This window comes from Pseudomonas sp. FG1, assembly GCF_034313875.1.
In the GTDB taxonomy this organism is placed as follows: domain Bacteria; phylum Pseudomonadota; class Gammaproteobacteria; order Pseudomonadales; family Pseudomonadaceae; genus Aquipseudomonas; species Aquipseudomonas veronii.
The window spans coordinates 2,170,936-2,187,382 of the sequence record NZ_JAVIWP010000001.1 but is presented as its reverse complement, the minus strand read 5'-3'; the positions used below and the strand labels follow the sequence as shown (position 1 = coordinate 2,187,382).

Here is a 16,447-nt window from a genome sequence, read left to right as displayed (position 1 = left end):
CGGATTGCGGGGAGTGGATAACACTCTCCGGCAAACTTGCAGCCTTCTGTTGGGAAATTTCCTACAGCAAACGTTTGCAAATGCTTGAACGAGTTACACACCAATAGCCGGTTCGCCTAAAAGACCGGCATAAAAAAAGAGAACCAAAGGAGCTTCACCCATGAAACTGAGCAGCAAAGCGCTTCTGGCCCTGGCCATCAGCAGCATCACGGCGACCGCTTACGCGGAAACCCAGAGCCAGGACTTCGTTCCCACCACACTGGCCGGCACCAGCGCTCAAAGCGAAGCCAAGGGTTTTATCGAGGACTTCAGCCTGGGCGGCACCACGCGTAACTGGTACTCCCATGAAAGCAAGTACCGTGGGGGCACCTTCGAGTACAAGAAGCACGGCGAAACCCGCACCGACCGCAATCGTACCAACTGGGTACAGGGCACCATCCTCAACGCCAGCTCGGGTTTCACCCAGGGTACCGTGGGCGTCAAGACCGAATTGGCGGTCTACAACGCACTGGTCCTGGACCGCAGCAAGCGTGACATCAAGGGCGGCTCCAACCGTACCCTGGCCGACTCCAACGGCGATGCAGTCGACCAGTGGAGCAAACTGGGCCTGGCCAACGTGCAGTTCCGCGTCTCCAACACCACCCTGACCGCCGGTCGCCAGAACTTCAGCAGCGGCATCGTCGATACCATCGGCAACCGTGCGCTGCCTTCGAGCTTCGAAGGGGTGAGTTTCAACAGCGAAGAGTTCAGCAACCTGTCGTTCCAGGGCGGCGTGTTCGACCGCGTTTCGCCACGTACCGAACAGAGCCTGTCGAAATTCCGCAGTGAATACGGCAACGGCGCTGAAACCGACAAGGTGTCGACCCTGGGCCTGAACTACCAGCCGCTGAAAAGCCTGAAAACCAGCATCTTCGCCGCCAACGTCAAAGACTTCTGGAACCAGTACTACTTCGGCGCGACCCATGAACTGGGCGACAGCTCGGTATTGGGCCTGACCACCGGCCTGAACTACTACAAGACCGTCGACGAAGGCAAAAAGTTGATGGGCGAAATCGACAACGACACCTACTCGCTGTCGCTCGGTCTGACCCACCAGGCGCACAGCCTGACCTTCGCGTACCAGGCAGTGAACGGTAACGAGTACTTCGACTACCTGCACGAAACCAACGGCATCTACCTGGCCAACTCCCTGACCTCGGACTTCAACGGCCCGAACGAGAAGTCCTTCCAGATCGCCTACGCCATCAACATGGCCGAATACGGCGTGCCAGGCCTGAAGTTCAACGCTTACTCAGCGCGCGGCTGGGGCATCGACGGCACCCACTACACCGGCAACGGTGGTCGGGCCAAGTTCGCCTATGACGGCATCCAGAGCCAAGACGGCGAAAAACACCAGGAATACGGTGTAGGCGCCTCTTACGCAATCCAGAGCGGCCCACTCAAAGCCACGGGCATTCGTGCGACCTACGTTGAGCACCGTGGCAGTGAGTTCCAGTCCGACGGCAGCATCAAAGAGTTCCGTTTGGTCACCACCATCCCGTTCAACATCCTTTAATCAGCGCCAGGTAGACGGCGGGCTCAGGACGAGCCCGCCCTCTATGCTCGTCTGGTTCCATCGATTGCAGAGGGCTCCGAATGAACATGCTCCCGTTACAAGCTGCCATTGCCGCTGCGCTGTTGAGCGTGGCGGTCGGCATTTCGGCCAAACCGCTGGTGGTCTGCACCGAAGCCAGCCCGGAAGGTTTCGATCCGGTCCTGTACACCACGGCCGTCACCGCCGACGCCGCCGCCGAAACCCTGTTCAACCGTCTGGTGGACTTCAAGCCCGGCACCACCGAAGTGATCCCGGCGCTGGCCAAGGCCCTGCCGGAAATCAGCGCCGATGGCCTGACCTACACCTTCCACCTGCGTGACGACATCAAGTTCCACACCACCGACTATTTCAAACCCACGCGCAACCTGAACGCCGACGACGTGCTTTGGAGCTTCCAGCGCCAGCTGGACCCGAAACACCCGTGGCACACCAAGTCCAACGTGGGCTACCCGTACTTCGAAAGCATGGGCTTCAAGGAACTGCTCAAGAGCGTCGAGAAGACCGACGATCACACCGTGGTCTTCACCCTGACCCGTCCGGAAGCACCGTTCCTGGCCGACCTGGCCATGGCGTTTTCGTCGATCCACTCGGCCGAATACGCCGACCAGTTGCTCAAGTCCGGCAAGACCGATGACCTCAACGCCAAGCCGGTCGGCACCGGCCCGTTCATCTTCACCCGCTACGCCAAGGACGCCCAGGTGCGTTTCAAGGCCAACCCGGACTACTTCCGCGGCAAGCCGCCGGCCGACCCGCTGATCCTGGCGATCACCACCGACAACAACGTGCGCCTGCAGAAGCTCAAGGCCAACGAATGCCAGATCGCGCTGTATCCGAAGCCCGACGACATCCCGAGCATCAAGAAAGACCCGAACCTGAAAGTCGATGAACTGGCGGCCATGACCACCAGCTACACTGCCTTGAACACCACCCACAAATACATGAGCGACGCGCGGGTGCGTCACGCGATCAACATCGCGTTCGACAAGGCCGGCTACACTGAGGCCCTGTACGGCAAAGGCAACGCAGTTGTCGGCACCGGTCCGTATCCGCCGACGTTGCTGGGTTTCAACAACACGTTGAAAAACCCGCCACGCGACCTCGACAAGGCCCGCGCCCTGCTCAAGGAAGCCGGCGTGCCGGAAGGCACCGAGTTCACCCTGTTCACCCGTAACGGCGGCGGCCCGACCAACCCCAACCCGATGCTCGGCGCCCAGCGCATGCAAGCGGACCTGGCCCAGATCGGCCTGAAGGTCAACATCAAGGTGATGGAGTGGGGCGAGATGCTCAAACGCGCCAAAGCGGGCGAGCACGACATGGTCTCTGCAGGTTGGGCCGGCGATAACGGCGACCCGGACAACTTCCTCACCCCGAACCTGAGTTGCGATGCGGCCAAGAACGGCGAAAACTACGCCCGTTGGTGTAATAAAGAATTTCAGGACCTGATCGACAAGGCGCGTGCCATCGCTGAACCCACCCAGCGCGCTGCACTCTATGAACAAGCACTGGACGTCTTTGACAAGGATCAACCGTGGATCCCCATGGCTTATCCGAAAATGTTCACCGCCATGCGCAAAAACGTCGAGGGTTATACCCAAAGCCCACTGACGACCAATAACTTCGCCACCACCCAGGTGAAGTAAATAAGAAAAAACGCTCGGCACCGTCGACGTTGACGGTGCCGGACCTGCCTAACCGGCTGATTGAGGTACACCACAAGATGTTTAGTTTTATTGCCCGCCGATTGGGGTTATTGATCCCCACCTTCTTCGGCATCACGTTGCTGACGTTTGCGTTGATCCGCATGATTCCAGGCGACCCCGTAGAAGTCATGATGGGCGAACGCCGGGTCGACCCCGAGATGCACGCACAGGCAATGGAACGCCTTGGCCTTAACAAGCCGTTGTATGCGCAGTACCTGGACTACATCGGCAAGCTGGCCCAAGGCGACCTTGGCGAATCCCTGCGCACGCGCACCAGCGTGTGGACCGAGTTCACCGCACTCTTCCCGGCGACCCTGGAGCTGTCCATGGCCGCCCTGTTGTTCGCCGGTATCCTGGGCCTGTTGGCGGGGGTGATCGCGGCCTTGAAGCGAGGATCGCTGTTCGACCACGGGGTGATGGGCATCTCCCTCGCGGGCTATTCGATGCCGATCTTCTGGTGGGGCCTGATCCTGATCATGTTCTTCTCGGTGAGCCTGGGCTGGACCCCGGTTTCCGGGCGTATCGACCTGCTCTACGACATCGAGCCACGCACCGGCTTCATGCTGATCGACACCCTGCTGGCCAACGAGCCTGATGCGTTCTGGGACGCCCTGCACCACCTGATCCTGCCGGCCATCGTGCTCGGCACCATCCCGCTGGCGGTGATTGCGCGGATGACCCGTTCGTCGATGCTCGAAGTGTTGCGCGAAGACTACATCCGCACCGCCAAGGCCAAAGGCCTGTCGCCGGCGCGCGTGGTGTTCATCCATGGCCTGCGGAATGCGCTGATCCCGGTGCTCACCGTGGTCGGCCTGCAAGTCGGCACCCTGCTGGCTGGTGCGGTATTGACCGAAACCATCTTCTCCTGGCCCGGCATCGGCAAATGGCTGATCGAAGCCATTGGCGCACGGGACTACCCGGTGGTGCAAAACGGCATCCTGCTGATCGCCTGCCTGGTGATCCTGGTGAACTTCGTGGTGGATGTCCTCTACGGCTTCGCCAACCCACGCATCCGTCACCAGCGCTGAGATCATGACCATGACCACACCTACTCCAGTGTCAGCAGTCGATCAGAGCCTGCTGTACCCGTCGCCGTACAAAGAATTCTGGCAAGCCTTCTCCAAGAACAAAGGCGCGGTTGCCGGCCTGCTGTTCATGTTGCTGATCGTGTTCTGCGCGCTGTTCGCCCCGTGGGTGGCGCCGCATAACCCCAGCGAGCAATACCGCGACTTCCTGCTGACCCCGCCGTCGTGGCTGGAAGGCGGGCAGATCCAGTTCCTGCTCGGCACCGACGAACTCGGCCGTGACTTGCTCTCGCGCTTGATCCAGGGCTCGCGCCTGTCGCTGCTGATCGGCTTGTCGTCGGTGGTGATGTCGCTGATTCCGGGCATCCTGCTCGGGCTGTTCGCCGGGTTCTTCCCGCGCCTGCTCGGCCCAACCATCATGCGCCTGATGGACATCATGCTGGCCCTGCCATCACTGCTGCTGGCCGTCGCCATTGTCGCGATCCTCGGCCCTGGCCTGATCAACACCGTGATCGCCATCGCCATCGTCTCGCTGCCGTCCTACGTGCGTCTGACCCGCGCTGCGGTGATGGGCGAACTCAACCGCGACTACGTGACCGCCGCCCGCCTCGCCGGTGCCGGCCTGCCGCGCCTGATGTTCATCACCGTGCTGCCCAACTGCATGGCGCCGCTGATCGTGCAGGCGACCTTGAGTTTCTCTTCGGCGATCCTCGATGCCGCCGCGCTGGGCTTCCTCGGCCTGGGCGTGCAACCGCCAACGCCGGAGTGGGGCACCATGCTGGCTTCGGCCCGTGACTACATCGAACGCGCCTGGTGGGTCGTGAGCCTGCCGGGTCTGACCATTTTGCTCAGCGTGCTGGCAATCAACCTGATGGGCGACGGCCTGCGCGACGCGCTGGACCCGAAACTCAAGAACGCCGCCTGAGGAGATTCCCATGTCACTGTTAGAAATCAAGAATCTCAACGTGCGCTTCGGCGACAAGACCGCCGTGCCGGTGGTCGATGGCCTCGACATCAGCGTCGACAAAGGCGAAGTCCTGGCGATCGTGGGAGAGTCGGGCTCGGGTAAATCCGTGACCATGATGGCGCTGATGGGCCTGATCGAACACCCCGGCATCGTCACCGCCGACGCCCTGAACTTCGACGGTAAGGACATGCTCAAGCTGAGCAACCGCCAGCGTCGGCAGATCGTCGGCAAAGACCTGGCGATGGTGTTCCAGGACCCGATGACCGCGCTGAACCCCAGTTACACCGTGGGTTTCCAGATCGAAGAAGTGCTGCGCCTGCACCTGAAGATGTCCAGCAAGCAAGCACGCAAGCGTGCCATCGAACTGCTGGAAAAAGTCGAGATCCCCGGCGCCGCCAGCCGGATGGATGCCTACCCGCACCAACTGTCCGGCGGTATGAGCCAACGCGTGGCCATCGCCATGGCGATTGCCGGCGAGCCGAAGTTGCTGATCGCCGACGAACCGACCACCGCCTTGGACGTGACCATCCAGGCCCAGATCATGGACCTGCTGCTGGCCCTGCAGAAAGAGCAGAACATGGGCCTGGTGCTGATCACCCACGACCTCGCGGTCGTTGCGGAAACCGCCCAGCGCGTGTGTGTGATGTATGCCGGCCAAGCCGTGGAAGTCGGCCAGGTGCCGCAACTGTTCGACATTCCGGCGCATCCCTACAGCGAAGCGCTGCTCAAGGCGATTCCGGAACACAGCCTCGGTGCCGCGCGCCTGGCCACGCTGCCCGGCATCGTGCCCGGCCGTTATGACCGCCCGCAAGGCTGCCTGCTGTCGCCGCGTTGCCCCTACGTGCAAGACAGCTGCCGCCAGACCCGCCCGGGCCTGGACCCTAAATCGAACAGCCTCGCGCGCTGCTTCTACCCCTTGAACCAGGAGGTGGCGTAATGGCCGTCGTTCTTACCGCCCGCGACCTGACCCGTCACTACGAAGTGTCCCGAGGCCTGTTCAAGGGCCACGCCACCGTGCGCGCCCTCAATGGGGTGTCCTTCGAACTGGAAGCCGGCAAGACCCTCGCCGTGGTGGGCGAGTCGGGCTGCGGCAAATCCACCCTGGCCCGTGCGCTGACGCTGATTGAAGAGCCATCCTCGGGCTCGTTGAAAATCGCCGGCCAGGAAGTCGCCGGCGCCGACAAGGCGCAGCGCAAGCAATTGCGCAAAGACGTGCAGATGGTGTTCCAGAGCCCGTATGCCTCGTTGAACCCGCGGCAGAAAGTCGGCGATCAACTGGCTGAACCGCTGCTGATCAACACCCACCTGTCCGCCGCCGAACGCCGCGAAAAGGTCCAGGCGATGATGAAGCAGGTGGGCCTGCGCCCTGAGCACTATCAGCGCTACCCGCACATGTTCTCCGGCGGCCAGCGCCAACGGATCGCCCTGGCCCGGGCGATGATGCTGCAACCCAAAGTGCTGGTGGCGGATGAGCCGACCTCGGCACTGGACGTGTCGATCCAGGCCCAGGTGCTCAACCTGTTCATGGACCTGCAGCAGGAATTCAACACCGCCTACGTGTTCATTTCCCACAACCTTGCGGTGGTGCAACACGTCGCCGACGACGTGATGGTGATGTACCTCGGGCGCCCGGTGGAAGTCGGCCCCAAGGGCGACATCTACGCGCGCCCCCTGCACCCGTACACCCAGGCGCTGCTGTCGGCCACACCGACCATCCACCCGGACCCGAACAAGCCGAAGATCAAGATCGTCGGCGAACTGCCCAACCCGCTGAACCCGCCGTCCGGCTGCGCTTTCCACAAGCGCTGCCCGTATGCGACCGCGCGGTGCAGCAGCGAGGAGCCGCAGTTGCGGGCGTTGGATAACCGCCAGGTGGCTTGCCACTATGCGGAGCAGTTCGTCGCCTGAAACGAGCGTCGCGCTGCCCTGTGGGGGGCGCGGTGACACAGCGTTCTACGGCCCTTCCCGTCAGGTTGCGCATCAGCCTGGCGGGAGGGGCTTTTTTCGGTGTTGCGAGTGTCAGGCGCCCTCTCGAAGGTATTTCTTGACCCCCCAATGCCAAAGCAATCGAGACAACAGCAAGAAGGCCAGAGTCGCCAGTACAGCGCCCGCCAAAGACCGCCCCGTCGTCATCCCCATCGCTGATTGCGCGGGCACTTCCATGATGAAAAAGACAGGGACTACGGTCATGATCACGACCTGGATCCACTCCGGATACGCGCCGGACGGGAACCGTCCGGTGGTCAGAAACATAAACAACAGGTGGGAAATGTTGCCGGTTTTCTTGGTCCAGAACGCCAGACTGGCAATGCTGAACCAGACCGAATAAACCAGCGCACACGCGAGGACCATGAAGACCAAGAAAGCGCCGAGCGCCTGCAATGTCAGTTGCCCTTGCGCATGACTGCCACCCAGCATCAGACCCAGCCCCAGCAGGACCCCGAAAATATGCCAGAGGCGCAACTGCCCAAAGGCCAGAATGGTTTGCACATCAACCGGTTTGGACAAATAAGTATCAATGGACTTGCTGATGATCAACTTCGAGGCGGCCTCGCAGTTGGGCAATACCACCATTTGTACAAAGGAGCGAATAAGGATAAAGGCACCATACAACACAATCGACTGCTGTTTATTCCAGCCACCAATTGTCTCGACATTCCCAAAGAAAATCTCAATCACGACATAAACGGACAATCCCAGTAGGGCTGTATTCAACAGGCTGACAAAGACCGGCACGCGGTCTTTCATATTGGCCTGCAACCTTGCTGTCAGAAGCGCCTTGACTGCGCTCAACGTCTTCATTATCCGAACACCGAATAACGTTTTACACCTTTGGCCCAGATAAAATTAGCCAACAACGAAAGTGCAGCAACCAGCACAACCTGAAATAGCAATCCATTAACCAACTGTTCGTTTGTCAACTCGCCCATGATGATTCTGATTGGAAAGCTAATAATGTAAGGGAACGGTGACCACTCAAGTACCGACTGCATCCAGCCCGGATAAAGCGTCAACGGAGCAAGGACCCCACCAAACAGCGTGAGCATGTAAGTCAACACCAGATCAAAGGCACTTGCCTGATCGGACCAGAACGCCGCAAGCCCGCCGATGAAATAAAGTAAATAGTTGATGGCAAAACCCAGTATGACTCCGAGCAGTGCAGGCATCAGATAGCTCAGGTGCAAATACTTACCCGCTTCGGAAAATAGGAATACGCCAGCCATCAGGAAAAATATCGGTATGACTCTGACCATCGCCGAAGCCATTTCACCCAGAAAGTAATAGAAGGCAATATTGAACGGCTTCAACAGGAAACTGCCAATATCCCCCGAATGAATGTCGCTCTCTACTTCTTCAGCAGCTGTACTGGAGACGATTTCGCCAACCAGAAATACCAGCGCAAAGTAAGCGGCAAACCTGGCCGGGGTAAAACCTTCCAGTGCGGCATCCTTTGCAATGCCCATCCAGATGACCATCATGAATAACGGCACCAAAGAGGCGAGTACCAATACAAACAACTCTGCGCGATGCGCAACCTTGCGACGAATGGCTGTGCGCGCAACGCCTGCGACTTTCATGGCAAACCGGCTCACGCGACACACTCCCCGGGCGCACCCTTGACCTTTTGCCCGGCGTCGGCCTGAGAGGCCATGAACAGCTTCAGCAGAGCCTCTTCGATCGGTGGATCACCGATGGAAATGTCGATGACCGGCTGCTCGGCCAGAACCTGCGAACAGACACCCACCACCTCGGCAGCCGGCACCAGCAACTCATGCACAAAGCCGTCTGCGGAGCGCACCAGACCGTACCGGCCAAGTGCCGAAGCCATAACGCTTTCAGACAATTCCACCGTAATGATGCGGTGATCCGACATGCGTTTACGCAGCGACTCCAGGGTGTCATCGAAGGAGATCTTGCCATCGGAAACGACAACGACTCGCTCACACAGGGCTTCAATATCCTGCATGTAATGCGACGTCAGCAGAACGCTCACATTGCGCTCGCGGCCATAGTCCCGAATAAATGAACGAACTATCTTTTGCACCCCGACATCGAGCCCGATAGTCGGCTCGTCGAGAAAAAGAACCTTGGGGTCATGAAGTAACGATGCGACCAGCTCACACTTCATTTTCTCGCCAAGCGACAGGGTTCGCACCGGCGCCTTGGCCAACTTCGATACCTTAAGCAATTCATCCAGATAGCCATAGGTCTGCTTGAACTGTTCATCGGAGATTTCGAATATCTTCTGATTCAGCCGGAAAGTTTCCATGGCCGGCAAGTCCCAGATCAACTGTTGACGTTGCCCCATGATCAGCGAGATGGACTTGAGAAATTCCTTGCTCCGCAATTGTGGTTGATAACCGAGAACCGATATTTGTCCTGCCGTCGGATAGAGCAGCCCCGACAGAATTTTCAATGTAGTGGTTTTACCTGCGCCATTCGGTCCGAGAAAGCCTACGACCTCACCCTGCTTGACAGTAAATGAAATATCGTCAACAGCCGTCTTCTCTGAACTCTTGGGAGATACCAGACTTGTCAGCCAACCGAGCGGCCCTTCCGAGCGCTCTTTAATCAGGTAGGTTTTGGACAAATTTTTTACACTAATACAATCCATCGCATGCGAGACCTTGAAGAAAATGAGCTATCCATTGCGCATATCGTTTCAACGCCGACTTGAATATCACGCACCGATCCACGTCATCAAGAAACGTTATTACACATTTAAATTCTGAATTCACAGTACTGATTTATGATTGCACTTATCGACGCTTGATTGACATCTCGCGCAAGCCCATCGATTAATGAAGCCAGACTCGATGATAGTAACGCGGAACACTCTAGCCCGCGGCTCTTTGCTTTTTCAGATTTGCCAATGGATTAGAAACTAATCGATAGTGACTTCAGCGTCGAGAGCAAAACGCGAGGTCACGCAAAAGAAGAGTAGAACCACAAATGACAGGGAAAGATCGTACAGAAAAATCCTACAGCGTGATTTTGATCCGTTGAAAAAACCTTCTCCCTTGTTGCGCATCAGCCGAGGAAGAAGGGGTTTTCTATTGCCCGGAATTTACGACTAGCTGTCGCCATCGTCGTAGGTTTCACTGTCTTCGCCTTCATTATAAGAGTTTTCCGCATCCTCCTTGGGCGCGGGTTGGGACTGCGGCTGCCAGCCGCCGGAGTTGACCTCCTTCTGTTTTTTCTTGGTGACGGGGCCAGTGTCTTTCCACTGGGGCGTTCCGGCGTCGGCCAGTTGCAGCCCATGTGCCCCGGCGCTTGAGATCCCCAAGGACACCAGTAGCACCAGGGGAATGGCACGTTTAGTTATACGCACCCTTGTCTCCTATTTCCGTCGGTGAGTGGGTGTCGTAGTCGAAACGCTAGACCGGAAGCGGGGTTAGCGCCAATTCCCCTGACTAATGAAAACCTGACTGTGGGAGCTGGCTTGCCTGCGATGGCATCCACTGGGTGTGCCTGATGGACTGAGGTGCCTGCATCGCAGGCAAGCCTGCTCCCACATTTTGGATTTTCGGCAGACATAAAAAAGGGCAAAGCCATGACAGCTTCGCCCTTCCATCAACCGCTCAAACCTTAATGGTGCTCGCGAGTAGCGCGGAATTTCACATCCGGCCAACGCTCTTCCATCAGCGCCAGGTTGACCCGGGTCGGCGCCAGGTAGGTCAGGTGACCGCCGCCGTCGACCGCGAGGTTTTCCACGGCTTTGTTGGAGAACTCTTCCAACTTCTTCTTATCGCTGCACTCGATCCAGCGCGCGGAGTACACGGTGATCGGCTCGTAGGAGCATTCGACCTTGTATTCCTCTTTCAGGCGACTGGCGACCACATCGAACTGCAGCACACCGACGGCGCCGAGGATGATGTCGTTGCTGCGCTCGGGGAAGAACACCTGGGTCGCGCCCTCTTCCGCCAGTTGCTGCAAGCCTTGGCGCAGTTGCTTGGATTTCAGCGGGTCGCGCAGACGCACGCGGCGGAACAGTTCCGGGGCGAAGTGCGGGATGCCGGTGAAGCCCAGCGTTTCGCCTTCGGTGAAGGTGTCGCCGATCTGGATGGTGCCGTGGTTGTGCAGGCCGATGATGTCGCCGGCGTAGGCTTCTTCGAGCTGTTCACGCTCGGAGGAGAAGAACGTCAGGGCATCGCCGATTCGCACGTCCTTGCCGGTGCGAACGTGGCGCATCTTCATGCCTTTTTCGTATCTGCCGGAGCAGATTCGCATAAAGGCGATACGGTCGCGGTGTTTGGGGTCCATGTTCGCCTGGATCTTGAACACGAAGCCCGAGAATTTCTCCTCCACCGGCTCCACGGTGCGCTCGTTGGCGACCCGGGCCAGCGGGCGCGGGGCCCAGTCCACCACGGCGTCGAGCACGTGGTCGACACCGAAGTTGCCCAATGCGGTACCGAAGAACACCGGGGTCAGTTGGCCGTCGAGGAATTCCTGCTGGTTGAACTCGTGGCAGGCGCCCTGCACCAGTTCCAGCTGGTCGACGAAGCGGTCGTACTCATCGCCCAAGTGGGCGCGGGCTTCGTCGGAGTCGAGCTTCTCGATGATTTTCACATCGGTGCGTTCGTGACCGTGGCCGGCGGTGTAGACAATGATGTAGTCGTCGGCCAGGTGGTACACGCCCTTGAAGTCGCGGTAGCAACCGATCGGCCAGGTGATCGGCGCCGCCTTGATCTTCAGCACCGCTTCGATTTCGTCGAGCAGCTCGATCGGATCGCGGATGTCGCGGTCGAGTTTGTTGATAAAGCTGACGATCGGCGTGTCGCGCAGGCGGCAGACGTCCATCAACGCAATCGTGCGCGGCTCGACGCCCTTACCGCCGTCGAGGACCATCAAGGCCGAGTCCACCGCGGTCAGGGTGCGGTAGGTGTCTTCGGAGAAGTCTTCGTGGCCCGGGGTGTCGAGCAGGTTGATCATGTGATCGCGATACGGGAACTGCATGACCGACGTGGTAATGGAAATACCCCGTTGCTTTTCCATTTCCATCCAGTCGGAGGTGGCATGGCGGTCGGATTTGCGGGATTTCACCGTGCCGGCCACTGCGATCGCCTTGCCCATCAGCAAGAGCTTCTCGGTGATGGTGGTTTTACCGGCATCGGGGTGGGAAATAATGGCGAAAGTGCGGCGTTTCGCGACTTCGGCGGCCTGGTGGGTCATGGGAAATCGCCTGGCAGGTGAGTCAAAAAAGGGCGGCGAGTATAGCGCAAACCCAGGCAGCCGGACCACCGTTCACCCGGTTGGGGGTGGCTAAATACTGCCAAGTATGGAACCTTTTAAAAGGTAGAGACGTCCACTCCCCTGCAACCGCACTCGAAACAGGGGCTGAAAAATCAGCAAGTTAGCCTGACGAGGCTGCGCTCATGGCTTGACCTCATGCCGCTTTTGCCGGCATGGGCGAGCTGCTTTTCGCGACCACATTCAACGGCAGCCAGCAGTGGCATGCCACGCAGGAATGTGTTCGCCGACAGAAGAAAAAAGGAGTCCGCCTGTGGCTATTCGCTATGGCAAAGGGCTGATAGGAGGAGCGGTTGTCGTCGCTCTCCTGGCCCTGCTGATCCACTGGATCGGCATCAACACCATCGAACTGTACCGCGACGATTTGTTGTTTTACCTGCAAGCTCACCTGATTCTCGTCCTAGTCTCCATGCTGGCCGCCCTGATTGTGGGCCTCCCCGCCGGTATCCTGCTCAGCCGCCCGAACATGGTCGGGCGCGCCGAACGCTTCATGCAGATCTTCAACATCGGCAACACCGTCCCTCCCCTGGCCGTACTGGCCATCGCCCTCGGCGTCCTCGGCATCGGCAGCGGCCCGGCGATCTTCGCGCTGTTCCTCGCTTCATTGCTGCCCATCGTACGCAACACCTACGAAGGCCTGAAAAACGTCCAGGGCTCGCTGAAAGAAGCCGCCACCGGCATCGGCATGACCCCGCGCCAGGTGCTGTTTCGCGTCGAGTTACCGAACGCCGTGCCGATCATCATCGGCGGCGTGCGCGTGGCCCTGGCGATCAACGTCGGCACCGCGCCGCTGGCATTCCTGATCGGCGCCAACAGCCTGGGCAGCCTGATCTTCCCCGGCATCGCCCTGAACAATCAGCCGCAATTGCTGCTCGGCGCCGCGTGTACCGCGCTGTTGGCCCTGCTGCTCGACGGTCTGGTGACCATGGGCAGCCGCCTCTGGCTGGAACGCGGAGTGCGTGCGTCTTAAGGCTCGGCAAAGGAATTCACATGAAAAAACTGACATTGATATTGAGCTGCGTCCTGCTGTTTGCAGGGGTTGCGCAAGCCGCTGAAAAACCGGTCATCCGCATCGGCGCACGGGTGTTCACTGAACAAACCCTGCTCGCCGAAATCACTTCCCAGTACCTGCGCACCAAGGGTTACGACACCCGCGTGACCGGCGGCCTGGGCAGCAACCTGGCGCGCAGTGCCCAGGAAAGCGGGCAACTGGACCTGATCTGGGAATACACCGGCGTGTCGCTGGTGGCCTACAACCATGTGGACGAGAAGCTCGACAGCGAACAGTCCTACGCTCGGGTGAAAGAACTCGACGCGAAAAAAGGCCTGGTCTGGCTTTCGCCATCGAAATTCAGCAACACCTACGCGCTGGCATTGCCTGAGAACGTGGCCCAGGAATTCCCGCAGATCAACACGATCAGCGATCTGACCCAAGCCCTCGCGGAAAAAACCAAGGCCACGCGCCTGGTGGCCCTGGACACCGAGTTCGCCAACCGTTCCGACGGCATGGGCGGCATGGTCAAGCTCTACGACATGAACCTGACCCGCAAAAACACCCGGCAGATGGACGCCGGGCTGGTCTACACCGCGTTGCGTAACGGCCAGGTGTTTGCCGGCTTGGTGTACACCACTGACGGGCGCCTGAATGCCTTCAAATTGAAGCTGCTCGAAGACGACAAGCACTACTTCCCGGACTACACCGCCGCGCCGGTGGTGCGTCAGGTGTACCTGGACGCTCATCCGCAACTGGCCGCCGATCTGAAGCCACTGGCCGCACTGTTTGACGATACAACCATGCGCGAGCTGAACGCGCGGGTCGACGTCGACCATGAAAGCCCATCCGCCGTCGCCGCCGATTTCCTGCGCCAGCATCCACTCAACTAAGAGGAGAAGACATGGAATTTTTAAACGCCTTTTCCCATCTTGATTGGGCCCAGGTCCTGCACCTGACCTGGCAGCACATCACCCTGGTCGGCATTGCCGTGATCCTCGCGATTGTCGTCGGCGTGCCCCTCGGCGTGCTGATGACCCGCTTCCCGAGCCTGGCCGGCCCGCTGCAAGCCAGCGCCACCGTGCTGCTGACCGTGCCGTCCATCGCCCTGTTTGGCCTGCTGCTGCCGTTCTACTCCAAATTCGGCCAGGGCCTGGGGCCAATGCCGGCGATCACCGCCGTGTTCCTCTACTCCCTGCTGCCGATCATGCGTAACACCTACCTGGCCCTGACCGGCGTGGAACCGGGCATCCGCGAAGCCGCCAAAGGCATCGGCATGACCTTCGGCCAGCGCCTGCGCATGGTCGAACTGCCCATCGCCGTACCGGTGATCCTCGCCGGTGTACGCACCGCCGTGGTGATGAACATCGGCGTGATGACCATCGCCGCCACCATCGGCGCCGGCGGCCTGGGTGTACTTATTCTGGCTTCCATCAGCCGCAGCGACATGTCGATGCTGATCGTCGGCGCCGTGCTGGTCAGTCTCCTGGCCATCTTCGCCGACCTGCTTCTGCAATGGCTGCAACGCTCGCTGACTCCAAAAGGACTGCTCAAATGATCGAACTTCAACACCTGACCAAGACTTTCCAAAGCAACGGCAAGACTGTCTCCGCCGTGAACGACGTAAGCCTGACCGTCAACGAAGGCGAGATTTGCGTATTCCTCGGCCCCTCGGGCTGCGGCAAGAGCACCACGCTGAAAATGATCAACCGCCTGATCAAGCCCACCTCGGGCAAGATCCTGATCAACGGCGAAGACACCACCGACCTCGACGAAGTGACCCTGCGTCGCAACATCGGCTACGTGATCCAGCAGATCGGCCTGTTCCCGAACATGACCATCGAGGAAAACATCGTGGTCGTGCCCAAGTTGCTGGGCTGGGACAAGCAGAAATGCCACGACCGCGCCCGCGAGTTGATGAGCATGATCAAGCTCGAGCCCAAGCAGTACCTGCACCGCTACCCGCGTGAGCTGTCCGGTGGCCAGCAACAGCGCATCGGCGTGATCCGGGCGCTGGCCGCGGATGCACCGTTGCTGCTGATGGATGAGCCGTTCGGCGCGGTCGACCCGATCAACCGCGAGATGATCCAGAACGAGTTCTTCGAGATGCAGCGCGCGCTGAACAAGACCGTGATCATGGTCAGCCACGACATCGACGAAGCCATCAAGCTGGGTGACAAGATCGCCATCTTCCGCGCCGGCAAACTGCTGCAGATCGACCACCCGGACACCCTGCTGGCGCACCCGGCGGATGAGTTCGTCAGCAACTTCGTCGGCCAGGACAGCACCCTCAAGCGTCTGCTGCTGGTAAAAGCCGAAGACGCGGCAGACAACGCCCCGTCGGTCAGCCCGGAAACCCCGGTGGCCGATGCCCTGGAGCTGATGGACGAACTCGACCGCCGCTATGTGGTGGTCACCTGCGCCGACAACAAGGCGCTGGGCTATGTGCGCCGTCGCGACCTGCACCGTCAGACCGGCACTTGCGGTCAATACCTGCGCGAATTCAACGCCACGGCCGCGTATGACGAGCACTTGCGCATCCTGTTGTCGCGCATGTACGAGTTCAACCGTTCATGGTTGCCGGTGATGGACGCCGAGCGGGTGTTTTTGGGCGAAGTGACCCAGGAATCGATTGCCGAGTACCTGAGCTCCGGCAAGTCGCGCGGGGGCAAGACCAGTATCGTTTCGCCTGCCGAAACCGCCCTGGCCTGACCTGACACAACACGCTTAAAACTGTGGGAGGGGGCTTGCCCCCGATGGCGGTGTATCAGTCAATATATTCATGACTGACACACTGCCATCGGGGGCAAGCCCCTCCCACATTTGGTCCGTGGTGTGTCAGGGAAATCCCCCTGATTATCCGCCTGCAGGGAACATCAATCCGTCACACCGGTCGGTTACATAAGTAGCTGCACCCGG

15 protein-coding genes are annotated in these 16,447 nt (G+C 59.5%); 10 read left to right on the top strand and 5 right to left on the bottom strand.

Annotation, left to right across the window (positions count from 1 at the left end):
• Positions 1-160 precede the first annotated feature (160 nt).
• The 6 genes from RGV59_RS10080 to RGV59_RS10055 all read left to right on the top strand — a co-directional run bounded on the left by RGV59_RS10080 (position 161) and on the right by RGV59_RS10055 (position 7,194).
• Positions 161-1,555, top strand: a complete 1,395-nt coding sequence (locus tag RGV59_RS10080) for an OprD family outer membrane porin (RefSeq protein WP_017845437.1) — start codon at positions 161-163, stop codon at positions 1,553-1,555.
• An 80-nt stretch (positions 1,556-1,635) separates the two neighbouring features.
• Positions 1,636-3,234, top strand: coding sequence for an ABC transporter substrate-binding protein (locus RGV59_RS10075; RefSeq protein WP_017845438.1), 1,599 nt, complete (start codon positions 1,636-1,638; stop codon positions 3,232-3,234).
• Between the two features lie 77 nt (positions 3,235-3,311).
• Positions 3,312-4,322: an ABC transporter permease subunit gene (locus RGV59_RS10070; RefSeq protein ID WP_017845439.1), complete on the top strand. Its 1,011-nt coding sequence runs from the start codon at positions 3,312-3,314 to the stop codon at positions 4,320-4,322.
• A 10-nt stretch (positions 4,323-4,332) separates the two neighbouring features.
• A complete protein-coding gene (locus RGV59_RS10065) occupies positions 4,333-5,244 on the top strand; it encodes an ABC transporter permease subunit (protein WP_026139829.1) in 912 nt (303 codons plus the stop codon).
• A gap of 10 nt (positions 5,245-5,254) precedes the next feature.
• Positions 5,255-6,223, top strand: a complete 969-nt coding sequence (locus RGV59_RS10060; RefSeq protein WP_102617145.1) for an ABC transporter ATP-binding protein — start codon at positions 5,255-5,257, stop codon at positions 6,221-6,223.
• Positions 6,223-7,194 carry a peptide ABC transporter ATP-binding protein gene (locus RGV59_RS10055; RefSeq protein WP_017845442.1) on the top strand — a complete coding sequence of 324 codons (972 nt, stop codon included), beginning with the start codon at positions 6,223-6,225 and terminating at the stop codon, positions 7,192-7,194. The genes RGV59_RS10060 and RGV59_RS10055 overlap by 1 nt, the downstream gene beginning before the upstream one ends.
• Positions 7,195-7,305: 111 nt before the next feature.
• On the opposite strand, the gene RGV59_RS10050 is transcribed toward RGV59_RS10055, so the two are convergent.
• The 5 genes from RGV59_RS10050 to RGV59_RS10030 all read right to left on the bottom strand — a co-directional run bounded on the left by RGV59_RS10050 (position 7,306) and on the right by RGV59_RS10030 (position 12,459).
• Complete coding sequence (locus RGV59_RS10050; RefSeq protein WP_126585804.1) at positions 7,306-8,088, bottom strand: ABC transporter permease; 783 nt, start codon at positions 8,086-8,088, stop codon at positions 7,306-7,308.
• The gene (locus tag RGV59_RS10045; RefSeq protein ID WP_102617146.1) at positions 8,088-8,879 is read right to left on the bottom strand and encodes an ABC transporter permease; all 792 of its coding nucleotides are present in this window, start codon (positions 8,877-8,879) and stop codon (positions 8,088-8,090) included. The genes RGV59_RS10050 and RGV59_RS10045 overlap by 1 nt, the downstream gene beginning before the upstream one ends.
• Positions 8,876-9,877 (bottom strand): ABC transporter ATP-binding protein, encoded by a 1,002-nt coding sequence (locus RGV59_RS10040; protein ID WP_227778782.1) that lies wholly within the window; start codon positions 9,875-9,877, stop codon positions 8,876-8,878. The genes RGV59_RS10045 and RGV59_RS10040 overlap by 4 nt, the downstream gene beginning before the upstream one ends.
• Positions 9,878-10,360: 483 nt before the next feature.
• Positions 10,361-10,618 (bottom strand): hypothetical protein, encoded by a 258-nt coding sequence (locus RGV59_RS10035; RefSeq protein ID WP_102617147.1) that lies wholly within the window; start codon positions 10,616-10,618, stop codon positions 10,361-10,363.
• A 257-nt stretch (positions 10,619-10,875) separates the two neighbouring features.
• Complete coding sequence (locus tag RGV59_RS10030) at positions 10,876-12,459, bottom strand: peptide chain release factor 3 (RefSeq protein ID WP_017845444.1); 1,584 nt, start codon at positions 12,457-12,459, stop codon at positions 10,876-10,878.
• A 331-nt stretch (positions 12,460-12,790) separates the two neighbouring features.
• Here RGV59_RS10030 and RGV59_RS10025 point away from each other — a divergent pair, with 331 nt between their 5' ends.
• The 4 genes from RGV59_RS10025 to RGV59_RS10010 are packed head-to-tail and all read left to right on the top strand — an operon-like array spanning position 12,791 to position 16,240.
• Positions 12,791-13,507: an ABC transporter permease gene (locus RGV59_RS10025; RefSeq protein ID WP_046384714.1), complete on the top strand. Its 717-nt coding sequence runs from the start codon at positions 12,791-12,793 to the stop codon at positions 13,505-13,507.
• 20 nt (positions 13,508-13,527) lie between these two features.
• Positions 13,528-14,421 carry a glycine betaine ABC transporter substrate-binding protein gene (locus tag RGV59_RS10020; RefSeq protein ID WP_017845446.1) on the top strand — a complete coding sequence of 298 codons (894 nt, stop codon included), beginning with the start codon at positions 13,528-13,530 and terminating at the stop codon, positions 14,419-14,421.
• 11 nt (positions 14,422-14,432) lie between these two features.
• Positions 14,433-15,086, top strand: coding sequence for an ABC transporter permease (locus RGV59_RS10015; protein ID WP_017845447.1), 654 nt, complete (start codon positions 14,433-14,435; stop codon positions 15,084-15,086).
• Entirely contained in the window at positions 15,083-16,240 is a 1,158-nt protein-coding gene (locus tag RGV59_RS10010) for a betaine/proline/choline family ABC transporter ATP-binding protein (RefSeq protein ID WP_017845448.1), read from the top strand. Before RGV59_RS10015 ends, RGV59_RS10010 begins: the two co-directional genes overlap by 4 nt.
• Positions 16,241-16,447: the final 207 nt, after the last annotated feature.